At 36.4% G+C, this 14,114-nt stretch carries 12 protein-coding genes; 7 read left to right on the top strand and 5 right to left on the bottom strand.

Going from position 1 to position 14,114, the window contains the following annotated elements; all coding sequences use genetic code 11:
- The first annotated feature begins 13 nt into the window (after nt 1–13).
- The 4 genes from CHSO_RS21485 to fmt all read left to right on the top strand — a co-directional run bounded on the left by CHSO_RS21485 (nt 14) and on the right by fmt (nt 6,250).
- Nucleotides 14–1,537, top strand: coding sequence for an OmpA family protein (locus CHSO_RS21485; protein WP_045500717.1), 1,524 nt, complete (start codon nt 14–16; stop codon nt 1,535–1,537).
- Nucleotides 1,538–1,749: 212 nt separating this feature from the next.
- A complete protein-coding gene (locus CHSO_RS21490) occupies nt 1,750–3,186 on the top strand; it encodes an OmpA family protein (protein WP_045500719.1) in 1,437 nt (478 codons plus the stop codon).
- Nucleotides 3,187–3,264: 78 nt separating this feature from the next.
- Entirely contained in the window at nt 3,265–5,172 is a 1,908-nt protein-coding gene (locus CHSO_RS21495; RefSeq protein WP_045500721.1) for an ATP-dependent DNA helicase RecQ, read from the top strand.
- A 133-nt stretch (nt 5,173–5,305) separates the two neighbouring features.
- A complete protein-coding gene (gene fmt / locus CHSO_RS21500) occupies nt 5,306–6,250 on the top strand; it encodes a methionyl-tRNA formyltransferase (protein ID WP_045500723.1) in 945 nt (314 codons plus the stop codon).
- A 119-nt stretch (nt 6,251–6,369) separates the two neighbouring features.
- Here fmt and CHSO_RS21505 read toward each other — a convergent pair whose 3' ends face one another.
- The 3 genes from CHSO_RS21505 to CHSO_RS21515 form a co-directional block, all read right to left on the bottom strand.
- Nucleotides 6,370–6,951 carry a Crp/Fnr family transcriptional regulator gene (locus CHSO_RS21505; RefSeq protein WP_045500725.1) on the bottom strand — a complete coding sequence of 194 codons (582 nt, stop codon included), beginning with the start codon at nt 6,949–6,951 and terminating at the stop codon, nt 6,370–6,372.
- Nucleotides 6,952–7,053: 102 nt separating this feature from the next.
- Nucleotides 7,054–8,175: a 3,4-dihydroxy-2-butanone-4-phosphate synthase gene (gene ribB / locus CHSO_RS21510; protein ID WP_045500726.1), complete on the bottom strand. Its 1,122-nt coding sequence runs from the start codon at nt 8,173–8,175 to the stop codon at nt 7,054–7,056.
- Nucleotides 8,176–8,244: 69 nt separating this feature from the next.
- Nucleotides 8,245–9,249, bottom strand: coding sequence for an LLM class flavin-dependent oxidoreductase (locus CHSO_RS21515; protein WP_045500728.1), 1,005 nt, complete (start codon nt 9,247–9,249; stop codon nt 8,245–8,247).
- Between the two features lie 193 nt (nt 9,250–9,442).
- On the opposite strand from CHSO_RS21515, the gene CHSO_RS25720 reads away from it, so the two are divergent.
- A complete protein-coding gene (locus CHSO_RS25720; RefSeq protein WP_262483780.1) occupies nt 9,443–9,625 on the top strand; it encodes a M12 family metallopeptidase in 183 nt (60 codons plus the stop codon).
- 50 nt (nt 9,626–9,675) lie between these two features.
- On the opposite strand, the gene CHSO_RS21520 is transcribed toward CHSO_RS25720, so the two are convergent.
- Complete coding sequence (locus tag CHSO_RS21520) at nt 9,676–11,802, bottom strand: helix-turn-helix domain-containing protein (RefSeq protein WP_045500730.1); 2,127 nt, start codon at nt 11,800–11,802, stop codon at nt 9,676–9,678.
- An 82-nt stretch (nt 11,803–11,884) separates the two neighbouring features.
- On the opposite strand from CHSO_RS21520, the gene CHSO_RS21525 reads away from it, so the two are divergent.
- Nucleotides 11,885–12,337 (top strand): hypothetical protein, encoded by a 453-nt coding sequence (locus CHSO_RS21525; protein ID WP_045500731.1) that lies wholly within the window; start codon nt 11,885–11,887, stop codon nt 12,335–12,337.
- 189 nt (nt 12,338–12,526) lie between these two features.
- On the opposite strand, the gene CHSO_RS21530 is transcribed toward CHSO_RS21525, so the two are convergent.
- Entirely contained in the window at nt 12,527–13,063 is a 537-nt protein-coding gene (locus CHSO_RS21530) for a gamma carbonic anhydrase family protein (protein WP_045500733.1), read from the bottom strand.
- A gap of 167 nt (nt 13,064–13,230) precedes the next feature.
- Between CHSO_RS21530 and CHSO_RS21535 the strand changes: the two genes are divergently transcribed.
- Nucleotides 13,231–14,109: an iron-sulfur cluster biogenesis protein NfuA gene (locus CHSO_RS21535; RefSeq protein WP_045500735.1), complete on the top strand. Its 879-nt coding sequence runs from the start codon at nt 13,231–13,233 to the stop codon at nt 14,107–14,109.
- Nucleotides 14,110–14,114 lie beyond the last annotated feature (5 nt).

The raw sequence follows: 14,114 nt of genomic DNA on the forward strand, positions 1-14,114 counted from the left end.
TAAATAATACACGATGAAATTAAGTTTAGCAATCGTTGCTTTAGCATTGGCAATCCCTACAGCCAGCTATGCACAAGATTCAGCAGCAGCAACAGACGGAAAGTATCCTAATACTTTTTCATCCGGTTCTGCCAATGTTTCTCCATTCACCAATCAGTCAAAAAGATTTAACGACTGGTCTATTTCAGTAGGAGCTGGAGTTCCGCTACTTCAATCAGCGGATTTAACTTCTATCAAAAATGGTAATGGTAAGAACCTTTTTGGATACTCAGCTTATGTAAGTATTGATAAAGCGATTACCCATGCATTCGGGATCAACTTACAATATGACAGAGGTGAAACAAGACAAGGATGGTTCAATACTAAAGACGCTGCCCCTGACGCTGCTGCGGTAGGAGCTAGAACTCAGTATGACGCAATCTCCCTTTTAGGAGATATCAACTTCTCTAACCTTTTGAGAAGAGTTGATAACCACTCTCCTTACAGATGGGCTCTTCACGGATATGCAGGTATTGGTACCATTGCCTACAGAGCTTATCAGAAAACAAGTAAGGGACAAACATTAGCCACTGAAATTAAACCATTCCAGTTAGGGTCAATGTTTATGCAGGCTGGTGCAGGTCTTAAATTCAAAATAAACAGAAGAATCGACCTTGAAGGTAGATTAATGTATGTAGTTACCGGTGATGATGAATTCGATGGTGGAGGTATGGCATACAGCGACATCAACAAACGTTCAGAGCAGGTTTCTGATAACTTCTTCAACGCAACTCTAGGTCTTTCTTTCAAGTTAGGAAAGCACGAATCTCACTTGATGTGGCATGACCCGCTTCAGGAAATCTATTACAAACTAGATGTTTTGGCTAATAAAAATCAGGATATTGAAGTATGTAAAAAAGGTGATGCTGATAACGACGGAGTATGTGACGATTGGGACAGACAGCTTGACACTCCTGCAGGAGCAAGAGTGGACGGTGCCGGTGTTGCTCTTGACACAGACTTAGATGGTGTTATTGACCTTTACGATAAGTGTGTAACAGTTCCTGGACCTGTGGAAAACCACGGTTGTCCTGTAAAAAAAGACAATAATCAAACTGCTGTAGAAGTAGAAAGAACCCTTAAGGATATCTACTTTAATTTTAACAAAGCTACCATCAGACCAGAATCTAACAGTAAATTAGACCTTGCGGCTTCAATTATCAAAGAGAACGGAGGAAACTACTTACTAACAGGTCATACTGATATTAAAGGAAATGCAGCATACAACCTAAGATTATCTAAAGAAAGAGCTGCTGCTGTAGTAGGGGCTCTGGAAAACAGAGGTGTTAATGAAAGTGTGCTAAAATCAAAAGGCGTAGGTTCTGCAGAAGCTACAATCCCAGCTTCAGCTTCAGATGCTGAAAGATTAGCAGACAGAAAAGTTACGGTAAGATTTATAGAAAGCTCAGAATGGAATTCTATTAAAAAGAAAGACTATGAAGATGCTCCTGTAAAAAAACCAGTGAAAAAAGCTCCGGCTAAGAAAAAGAAAAAGTAATTTCTTATACAATACATAAACCGAAAAGAATTGTTCTTTTCGGTTTATTTTTTTTCTATTACGACTTTTTTTACATACCTTTATATCATTTTCCGGGCAATAAGTACAGAATCATTAAGATATATTTATTATTGTTTTGAAAAAAATAATATAAAAATCACTTTTTAGCGTAAAAAATCATTTAAAATAACTTAACTAAAAAAAATAACACTATGAAATTAAGTTTAGCAATTGCTGCTTTAGCATTGGCGATTCCTACAGCCAGCTATGCACAAGACTCAACGGCAGTTTCAAAAGGAGAGTATCCCAATACGTTCTCGTCTGGGTCTGCCAACGTTTCCCCATTTACCAACCAGTCAAAAAGATTTAACGACTGGTCTATTTCTGCGGGGGTTGGAGTTCCACTACTTCAATCAGCAGATTTAACCTCTATCAAAAATGGTAATGGTAAGAATCTTTTTGGATACTCAGCTTATGTAAGTATTGATAAAGCGATTACCCATGCATTCGGGATCAACTTACAATATGACAGAGGTGAAACAAGACAAGGATGGTTCAATACCAAAGACGCTGCCCCTGACGCTGCTGCGGTAGGAGCTAGAACTCAGTATGACGCAATCTCCCTTTTAGGAGATATCAACTTCTCTAACCTTTTGAGAAGAGTTGATAACCACTCTCCTTACAGATGGGCTCTTCACGGATATGCAGGTATTGGTACCATTGCCTACAGAGCTTATCAGAAAACAAGTAAGGGACAAACATTAGCCACTGAAATTAAACCATTCCAGTTAGGGTCAATGTTTATGCAGGCTGGTGCAGGTCTTAAATTCAAAATAAACAGAAGAATCGACCTTGAAGGTAGATTAATGTATGTAGTTACCGGTGATGATGAATTCGATGGTGGAGGTATGGCATACAGCGACATCAACAAACGTTCAGAGCAGGTTTCTGATAACTTCTTCAACGCAACTTTAGGTCTTTCTGTAAAATTAGGAAAACACGAATCTCACTTGATGTGGCATGACCCGCTTCAGGAAATCTATTACAAACTAGATGTTTTGGCTAACAAAAATCAGGATATCGAAGTATGTAAAAAAGGTGATGCTGATAACGACGGAGTATGTGACGATTGGGACAGACAGCTTGATACTCCTGCAGGAGCAAGAGTGGACGGTGCCGGTGTTGCTCTTGACACAGACTTAGATGGTGTTATCGACCTTTACGATAAGTGTGTAACAGTTCCTGGACCTGTGGAAAACAACGGTTGTCCAACTACCACTACAGGACCGGTAGTAGAAACAGAAACTAAATTAGAAGGAATTGAGTTTGATTTAAATTCTGACAGAATTTTACCTTCAAACACTCCTATCCTAAATAACGCTGTAAACTACATCAATTCTTCAAACGGTGCTTACAATGTTATAGGTGCTACCGACACAAGAGGTACTGATGCTTACAACCAAAAATTATCTCAAAGAAGAGCAAACAACGTTAAGAGTTATCTACTCAAAAACGGAGTTCAATCTGGTAAATTAAACGCTATAGGTAAAGGTGAAAAAGACCTTAAATATCCTGAATGCGAACCAGCAACGAAGTGCCCTGAGTGGAAAAACAGAGCCAACAGAAGAGTATACTTCGAAGCTAAATAATAAACATATTAATTTATTATATAAAAGTCACGCATTGCGTGGCTTTTTTTGTCCTAATACTTTCCTTATTTTTACAACATGATTTCTCCACAGGATTTTCAAAAGCTAAAATATGATACTCTTAAGTATTTCTGGGGCTACACCGACTTCAGGGATTCTCAAGAAGAAATTATCAATGCGGTTATCAATGAAAAAGATACGCTGGTACTGCTCCCTACAGGTGCCGGAAAATCATTGTGTTATCAGCTTCCCGCTTTATTGAAAGAAGGAACCTGTCTGGTCATTTCACCACTACTAGCTTTAATGAAAGACCAAGTAAATCAACTTAAATTCCGCGGTATAGAAGCAGAATACCTGTCGTCCGAATTAGATGAATATGATGCAGAAACTATTTACAGCCGCTGTAAAGAAGGGCTTACCAAACTGCTTTATGTATCTCCGGAAAGATTAACTAATACTCAGTTTCTTCAGAACATCGAAGAAATTCAGCTATCATTTATTGCCGTTGATGAGGCTCATTGTATTTCTGAATGGGGACAGGATTTTCGTCCAAGTTATCAGAATATCAAAGGATTCAGAAGTAACAATCCTGAAATCCCGTGTCTGGCACTTACGGCCACAGCAACGCCAAAGGTTCTGAAAGAGATCAAGAATAAGCTTGAACTAAGAAATCCTGCTGTATTCCAGAAAAGTTTTAAAAGGGATAATATCAAAATCTTTACAGAAGAAGTTTCCGATAAATTCCAACGTGTTCTGGATATTTTAAAATACAATACAGATTCCGGGATTGTATATGTAAGAACCAGAAAAGAAGCTGAATTGCTTTCAGAATTCTTAAAGAAAAATCAACTGAAAAATGTAGATTATTATCACGCCGGTTTAACAACAAAGGAAAAAAACACAAGACAAAATACCTGGAACAATAGTGACAATCAGGTCCTAATTTCCACCAATGCCTTTGGAATGGGTATTGACAAAGATAATGTGCGTTTTGTACTCCACTACTCGCCTGCTGCTTCACTTGAAAATTATTATCAGGAAATAGGAAGGGCAGGAAGAGATGGCAAGGAAAGTTTTGCATTTATGCTGTGGAATAAACAGGAGCTTTTGAACTTCGATCAAATTCTCAAAAACCAAATTCCCAACAAAGCAGAATTTTTAAAGATCATCAGTTACCTCTATTCTATTTTTCAGGTAGCAGAATTTGAATTACCTGAGAAAACATTTCAGTTGAATACCGTGGGAATCCAAAATTTCACCAGATTATCAAAAGCCAAGATTAATAATGTCCTTAATTTCCTGCATAACCAGGAAATCGTTTATTACAATGACAATAAGAGCCTATCATCTTTGGAACTTTTTATTAAATCTGATGAAATAGATCAGCTGCCACAAAAAGATGCCTATTTCATAGAACTTCTACTCCGTACCATGTCCGGAATCACTACACATAAAGTAATGTTCAGTGAGCTACAGGTCAGCAATAAAATTCAGATAAGCATTCCATTAATTAAAGAACGTTTAAAAGAACTTCAAAAGAAAAATTATCTTGAATACATAGACGGAGCATTATCCAGTATTAAATTTCTGAAGCCCCGTGATGAAAGAGCTGTTAGTAGCGCTTATTGGAAGCTTTTTGAACACATCCAACGAAACAAGATTCAAAAATGGGAAGAAATTAAATTCTATGTAGAAGATAAGGATTATTGCAAAATGAAACTTATTCTGGCTTATTTCGGCGAAAAAAATTCAAAAAACTGTGGCCAGTGTTCTGTATGTGAAAAGAATAAACAATCTATTTTCGGAAAAAATATTTCCCAGCAGATTATCAACTTATTAACAAAAAAATCAGCAACCATTGAAGAACTTTCTGTACAGCTAAGTTATCATTCCAAGGAAAGCATTCTGGAAAATTTAATTTTTCTATTGGACTCCGGAAAAGTAAAAATGCTGAATTTTAGGACGTATGCACTTAATCATGAGTAATGGGCAATAATAAACATAGTCTGGAAAGAAGGTATAATGTAATCATTATTAAATCATCCTATCTCTAAAAATTCTCCCACTCTCCAGACTTAAACTCCCTCTGACTCTCGGATCAAAAACTTATCTTTGCAGTATGAAATCATTGAAAGTCGTTTTTTTAGGTACTCCTGAGTTTGCAAAAACTTCTTTGGAGGCTATTCATCAATCTCATCATCAGGTTGTAGGGGTGGTAACGGTTGCAGATAAAGCAAGCGGACGTGGTCAGAAAATCAACCAATCACCTGTAAAAGTATATGCTTCAGAAAATAATATTCCTGTTTTTCAACCTGAAAAATTAAGAAACCCAGAATTTTTAGAGGAACTTAGAAACCTGGATGCAGATGTTTTTGTAGTGGTAGCCTTCAGAATGATGCCGAAAATTCTTTTTGAGATGCCGAAAATGGGCACCTTCAACCTTCATGCATCTCTTCTTCCTGATTATAGAGGGGCTGCTCCCATCAACTACGCAGTTATTAATGGCGAAGAAAAAACAGGAGCTACAACTTTCTTTATTAATGAAAAAATTGATGAAGGAAATATTCTTCTTCAGGAGGAACTTGGAATCTTACCTGATGAAAATGCAGGTGGCCTTCATGACAGGCTGATGGAAATGGGTTCAAAATTAGTAGTAAGAACATTGGATGGATTGGCTGAAAATACTATTGAAGAAAAACCTCAGCTACAGGTAGAACACCCAAAAAACGCGTATAAAATATTTAAAGAAGATACCAGAATTAACTGGATAGCGCCATCCAAAACAATACATCAGTTCATTCTGGGAATGTCGCCTTATCCCGCAGCCTTCACCGTTTTAAAAATTGGAGCAGAAGAAAAAGGATTAAAAATATTTAGTGGAAAATTTGAAATCTCCAATCACGGTAAACCAGCGGGGACTTTGGAAATTTCAAAAAATGAATTCAAAATTTACACTCAGGATGGAGCGTATTTCCCACAGGAACTTCAGTTGGAAGGTAAGAAAAGAATGAGCGTAAAGGACTTTCTGAATGGTTTCAGAAACTTTGATGAAATAACTTTATAATTCAGTATACAACTGGATTTTAACCATAAAAAAAGTCACAACAGATCTTTTTGTTGTGACTTTTTTTGTTGCTTTCTTTTTAAATAAGGCTATTGTTAGACAGGAAACTATTGTCCCCATTAAATTTTCTTCACCATTTTTTTACGAACTCTGCTTAGAGACTCAGGAGTTACTCCCAAATAAGCTGCAACCTGAATATTGGTAAGACGATGAGCAATTTGAGGATACTTCTTTAAGAATTCAATATAACGTTCTTCCGAAGATTTGCTTAAATTATCAATAATTCTACGTTGCAACGCAATAATTGAGCTCTGAAATTTGAGTCTCATTAGTCTTTCCACTTCCGGCATTTCCAGGCACAATTGTTCTTTATCTTTTTTTGAAATCAAAAGAATTTCACTGTCTTCGAGTGCCTGAATGGTAAGTTGGGAAGGAATTCTGTTGATAAAGCTGTCTATATCGGAGATCCACCAGTTTTCAATGGCAAAATAGAGAATTTGTTCAGCCGCATTTTTATCCGTATGAAAAACCTTAAAGCAGCCACTCACCACAAATCCTTCGAAATCACAGATACTTCCTTTCACTAATAAAAATTCTTTCTTCTTTATTTTTCGATGGATAAAAGCACTACAGTATCTTTCCAGCTTTTCATCTGAAATATCAACATACTCCCTGATATGTTTTTGTAAAGACTCGGTCATGGCTTAAAAATAAAAAAAGGTTTAGAAAAATCCTAAACCTTTTATTTCATTTTATAAACAATCATTCAAAGTAAAAAAAAATTCACTTTAAACCATTCACTATTATAATTGTACCAGCTCAGTAACTTCTACATCATATCCTCCAACCTGAGGTTTGATATTAGGGTTTTGAGTGATGACTTTAAATTTATTGATTCCTAAATTTTTTAAGATCTGCGTTCCAATACCATAATCTCTGTAGTTGTACGCTAAAGTAGGATGCTGCTCCTGGCCGTCCTGATAGTTCAGGAACTGCTGAAGTTTTCTTAATGTATTTTCAGAATTGGAAACGTTGTTGATGAAGATAATCGCTCCTTTTCCGGCTTCGTTCACCATATTAGTTACTTTTTCCAATAAAGGTTTTTCACCATTGTTTAATCTTGTTAATACATCAAAATAAGAATCAGAAGACTGTACTCTTACCAAAACCGGCTCATCTACTGTCCATGCTCCTTTTGTCAATGCAAAATGGATCTGATCGTTAGAAGTCTCTCTGAATGCATAAAAGTCAAACTCTCCATAATGTGTTTTCACTTTTTTTTCTTCCAATCTTTCTACAAGATTTCCTTTTTTAAGCTGATAGTGGATCAAATCTTCAATAGAAACAATCTTCATATCGTGCTTTTGAGCAAATGCATGAAGTTCAGGTAAACGGGACATAGTTCCGTCTTCGTTCATGATTTCACAGATAACACCTCCTTCTTTCAATCCTGCTAAGTGCGTAAGATCAATGGCAGCCTCAGTATGTCCTGCTCTTTTCAATACTCCACCTTTTCTAGCACGAAGCGGGAAAATATGTCCTGGTCTCATGAAATCCGTAGGCTTGGATTTTTCATCCATTAAAGCTAAAATTGTTTTAGCTCTGTCTCCTGCAGAAATCCCTGTAGAAGTTCCGTTTCCTAAAAGGTCAACAGATACGGTAAAAGCAGTTTCTTTAGGATCGCTGCTTCTGCTTACCATTACTTCAAGGCCTAGTTCATCACATCTTTTTTCAGGAAGCGGCATACAGATAAGCCCTCTTCCGTGAAGCGCCATGAAGTTGATAATTTCTGGTGTTGTTAATTCTGCTGCACAAAGAAAATCTCCTTCATTCTCTCTGTCTTCATCATCTACTACTATGATTATTTTCCCATTTCTAAGGTCTTCAATGGCCTCCGGAATAGTATTTAATTTAATATCAGACATTTTTACTTTTTATTTGTGTGCAAAGATACTCATAAAAATAAGCATCTGCCAATTTATATCAGTGGTTTATTACGCTTTGGATAAGGAGTTCACCGCTTCTCTGATAATCTCATAAGATCTTAATCTTTTCTGATGATCATAAATATGAGAGTTAATCATTAGTTCATCTACGTTGAACCTTTCCTGAAAGTCTTTAATCTTCTCCTGAATTTCTGCCTGATCTCCTATAAATGTATATCTCAGCTTCTGTAAAACCATAGATTTCTCCATAGGTGACCAGATTTCATCCATATCATCTACCGGTGGGGCAAAGGGCTTTCTGTCGTTTCTTATAATATTGATGAATGCCTGAAATAAAGTAGTAGAAATTCTATGGGCTTCTTCGGATGTTTCTGCTGCTACTCCATTTACGCAAGCAATAATATAAGGCTTATCCGAATATGCTGAAGGTTGAAAATGTTCTCTGTAAATTTTAAAAGCCATTTCCATCTGTTCCGGTGCAAAATGTCCGGCAAAAGCATATGGCAATCCAAGTTCGGCAGCCAGCCATGCGCTATCTGTACTCGATCCTAAAATATAAAGCGGAATATCCAAACCTTCTCCAGGAATAGCACGAACCATTGCATCAGCATTTTCCTTGGAAAAATATCTCTGAAGTTCCAGAATCTGTCTTGGAAACTGCTCATTGATAATCGCCGGATTTCTTCCCAAAGCCTGAGCCGTTAAGCCATCTGTTCCGGGAGCTCTGCCCAATCCAAGGTCTATTCTTCCCGGGAAAAGAGACTCCAAGGTTCCGAATTGTTCTGCAATAATTAGAGAACTATGGTTAGGAAGCATAATCCCTCCTGAGCCTACTCTGATCTTTTTTGTTCCGTTGGCTATGAAACCAATTAAAACAGCGGTTGCAGAACTGGCAATGCTTTCCATATTGTGGTGTTCAGCCAGCCAGAATCTTTTATAATTTAAACCTTCTGCGTGATTGGCTAAAGACAAACTGTCCTGAAAAGTATCATGAATGCTTTTCCCTTGCTTTACTGGTGCAAGGTCTAAAACAGAAATTTCAAAATTTTTCATATTGAGATGTTATTTTTTAAAGGTGATATAAAATCTCCTTTTTCTAAATCGAATTAAAACCATACAAATTTAAAACATCTGAACTGCATTAGTTACTTTTTGTAATTAATAGGATCTATTGGTGAGTTCAGAGAAAAACTATTGGAATTGAATTGATATTCCATTACTTTGATTACTATTAAATAAAAAATATATCTATAATTCCGGAACAGATACAGGACCTTTTAATATCAATTCTGTGATGATGTATTGGCCAAACTCTTATTCCAAAAATGGCCAGCCAACTATAAAGCGAGCAGACAATACCAATTTCACTTATAACAGAACTGGATTTACTACAGGAGACATCAACACCATCAATGCGATGTATCCTTAGAGTTTTCATCTCAAAGTCCTGGTAATGTATATAAAAAAGAAAAGAATTCCCTAGGAATTCTTTTCTTTTTTATAGTTATAATGGTTGATCAGGATTCTGATTTCATTAAATTCAAAATGATTGGGTAAAGCATTCTTCCACTCTGTTAAGGTCTCATGTGGTTTTTTATAAAACTCATCTTCAAATGCTTTGATTTTATCTGAAGTAATCACTCTTGAAATATCCAGCAATCCCTGTTCTGCAAACTTGGCAAGGTGGCCAATGACAGTTTCTTTTACCAGTCCTCTTTCCAATGCAATTTCACCAATGGTTTTTCCCTGCTCAAAAAGTTGAAAGGTCAGAACCTGTGAAGGAACTTTAGCAATCCTCATGCTAACCTCTTTGTCATTTTTTTCATCCAGAAGTCTTGTTTCAAGTAGGTGAATATCCTTTAAACTATTTAGATACTCTTCAATATCTTCCAGCCAGCTTTTTACTTCTTCATTGTATTGCTTCAGCCCTTTCGCTCCTTTAATTTCAGCATAGAATTCTTTCAACGGATCAAAAATTTTATTTCTGGTTTCGGTAAAGAAGAAATTAACCGCTCCTTTTGATTTACTTTCAATTTCAGACCATTGTTCTTTCTGTTCAATGAAGTTATTTACCTTTTGAAAGATAATACGTTCCAGCTTTTCAAAGATTTTCCCAAGATTGGTGGCTTCATGTTTCAACTGGAGATAAAGCTGATTGGCTTTAGCACGGTCTATATTTTTAGTCACAGCAGACAGTTTATTCCACTCCTCTACTTCATTTAAAAACCATATACAATCAACTGTACGAAGTACTTTTCTGATACTGTAATCATATTTTTCCTGATTCAGAATGGCTTCCACATGGTCATTGGCAACCGTATTACTATGGAAATGCAGAATTCGGTTGTCTTTAAAAATAACTTCAGGGGTAATTTTTGATTTTAAAACAATTCCTTCTAACGTTCTACAACGTGATAAAGCTACATATACCTGGCCAGCCGTAAAACTTTTCCCCGCATCAATAATCACTTTATCAAAAGTAAGGCCCTGACTTTTATGAATCGTAACAGCCCAGGCTAACTTGATCGGAAACTGCTCAAAGCTTCCCAGTACTTCTTCTTTAATTGTTTTATCCGTATCCAGAAAATATTTTTTCTGCTCCCAGGTTTCTTTTTTTACGGTAATCTCTCTTTCACTTTCATCCAGAACTACACGGATTTCATCTTCATCCAATCCGATAATCTCTCCAAGTTTTCCATTGAAGTATTTCTTCTCTCCCGAAATATCATTTCTGATAAACATGATCTGAGCCCCTATTTTCAGCTCTAAAAACTGGTCATTAGGAAATTGATTTTCTTTAAAATCCCCAACTAATTTTGCCTCGTAGGTTTTGGGATCAACTTTTATCTCCTTCAGTTTTTCCTGATTGATCTCATCCGCCATCTTATTGTGAGAACACAGGTAAACGTAAGATTCTTTCCCCATATCAAAATCCGGATCGTATCTTTTGTTCAGGTGGTCAAAATCTATATTTGCTACATCACCATCACGGATTGCATTCAATATTTCCAGAAATTCTTCATCAGATTGTCTGTAAACCTTTGTAAGCTCAATCGTCACAATCGGAATATCTTTAATCGCATGACTGTCGAAAAAGAAAGGAGAATCATAATACATTTTCAGAATATGTTCATCTCTTACCACTGGTGGCAGCTGGAATAAATCCCCAATAAACAGCATCTGAACACCTCCAAATCGTTGATTATTTCTTCTGATAAACCTTAAAGAAAAGTCCATCATGTCCAGAACATCCGCCCTTAACATGGAAACCTCATCGATAATAATGATCTCAACCTCTCTTAAAAGCTTGAGTTTATCTTTACGGTATTTGAAATGCGGCATCAGATCGGCAATATTATTCGCCAAACTGGTATCTATCCTTTCCGTTGTAGGCAGAAAAGTTCGCAAGGGTAATCCAAACATAGAGTGGATGGTTACCCCACCCGCATTAATTGCTGCGATCCCGGTGGGAGCAATAACAATATGCTTTTTCTTTGTTCGTCTTACAAAATCATTAAGAAACGTTGTTTTTCCCGTTCCGGCTTTCCCAGTCAGAAAAACACTTCTATTGGTGTACTCTATTAAGTCAAAAAAATGATTGTTCATCGTTGTCAAAAATACGGAAATGAATTTGATTTTCTTACCTTGGCATAAGTTTTGAAAATTCTTAAAAAGAAAAAAGTCTATTGTGAAAAAAATTTTCCTGCATATTCCGGTCATAGTATTATGTACTACACTAACCCTTGTTTCCTGTAATTCTACGAAGAACCTTGACACCAATCTTCCCATTGATATTGCCTACAGACCTGTTGATGAAGACAGCCAAAAATATGATCAGGCACAGCTGGATAAACTAAAAGCTTCCATTGAATCTGAAGCTAAAGGGGAAGAGTGTACGAATGGCAGTGACTGGACATTTGCTCCTATGGGAGTAAAATCCTGTGGCGGACCTCAGCAATACATCGCATATCCTAAAAAAATTGAGACTTCAATTCTTCCAAGAATTAATGAATATACGGATAGAGTAAGGGTTTTTAACGAAAAATATAATATCATGTCTGATTGCATGGTGATTACACCTCCTGCCTATGTTAAATGCATCAAAGGAGAGGCAAGACTGATTACACCAGACTCAAAATAAAAAAATAAAGCAAAGGTTCTATATCAAATCAATCCTAAGACTTGATATACAAAGCTCCGTCGGAAGACAGAGCTTTTGTTTTTATATACTAGAGTTCAGACTTGAGATTTAAAGATTAGAGATAAGAGACACACTCTTCAACTAAAAACTTTAAATGCATATACTGAAAACACGAGATACCCTTTCAAACTACAATTCGTAATCTTTCACATTCTCCTTATACCAAGATGAATATTTCACATAATTATCTGCAATTCTGTTTACTTCACCTTCCAATAACTGAGCATTGATATCCTTAATCTTTTTAGCAGGAACTCCACCCCAGACTTCTCCGGATTTAATATGTGTTCCCTGCGTGACTACGGAACCTGCTCCTACAATTGAATTTTCTTCAACCAGACAGTCATCCATCACGATAGCTCCCATTCCAATCAGTACATTATCTTTGATGGTACATCCGTGAACAATGGCATTGTGGCCAATGGAAACATTATTTCCGATATTTAGTGGGTGTTTCTGATAAGTACAATGTAACATCGCATTATCCTGAACGTTTACCTTATCTCCCATTTTAATATAATGAACATCACCTCGGATTACTGCATTATACCAAACGCTGCAATCTTTTCCCATAGTAACATCTCCAATAATAGTAGCTGTTTCAGCTAAGAATGTGTTCTCTCCAATCTGTGGTATTTTCCCTAAAAGTTCTTTTACAAGTGCCATAGTTTTAATTTGAAAATTTGAAAATAAGCTTCTTTGAAAATCATTATTTCCTACATTCTGATTTTTAGCATCTAACTTCTAAATTACAGTGATAGCAAAAATCTAACTCTCAATTTCCAGCTTCTAACTTCTAATGCGTATTTTTGTATCTCAAATTTAACGAAAAAATGCGTACCGTACTTATAGAACCAACTGAAAACCCGAAAGTGATGAAATTTGTTGCAGATTACAACTTGATTCCAGGGTCTTTGGAGTTGGATAGAACTTCAGATGTTTCAGAAATTCCTTTAGCACAGGAGCTTTTCAATTATCCGTTTGTAGAAAGAATTTTCATTACTGCTAATTTTGTAGCTGTAGCAAAACAAGATACTATTGAATGGGAACATGTTGCTGAAAGCCTGAAAAATGTAATTGAAGACGAATTACTGGCCAACCCAAGAATCTATCTTCAGAAGAAAAAAGAAATGTATCAGATTTATTCTGAAATGACTCCAAACCCTAATGTAATGAAGTTTGTTTCCAGCAAACTGCTTATGGAAGGATTTGTAGAAGTAAAATCAAAAGAAGCTGCAGAAGAAGTTCCTTTAGCAGCTGCTATCTTCAATGAGTTCGAGTTTGCAACAGAGGTTTTCATTTCTGATAATTTCGTGGCTGTTACAAAGAACCATTCTGTTGAATGGCATGAGGTAATGATTACCGTTCGTGCTCTTATTGCAGATTATCTTCAAAATGGGGGTGAAATTTCTAAAATAGAACCTCAGAAGCACGAAAATCCTGTAGAAAAGATTATCAACAGAGATTATACTGACGATGAGCAGAAAATTTCTGACATTCTAAATGAATATGTAGCTCCGGCTGTGGAAAATGATGGTGGGAAAATTTCTCTAATGGAATATGATGAATCCACCAAAACAGCTAAAATGCTTTTACAGGGAGCTTGTTCAGGATGCCCAAGTTCTACGGCTACTTTGAAGAACGGAATTGAAAATATTTTAAAACAATTCGTTCCTGATCTTGTAGAAAGAGTGGAAGCTGTAAACGGATAATTAAT

The sequence above is a fragment of the Chryseobacterium sp. StRB126 genome, from assembly GCF_000829375.1.
Taxonomy (GTDB): domain Bacteria; phylum Bacteroidota; class Bacteroidia; order Flavobacteriales; family Weeksellaceae; genus Chryseobacterium.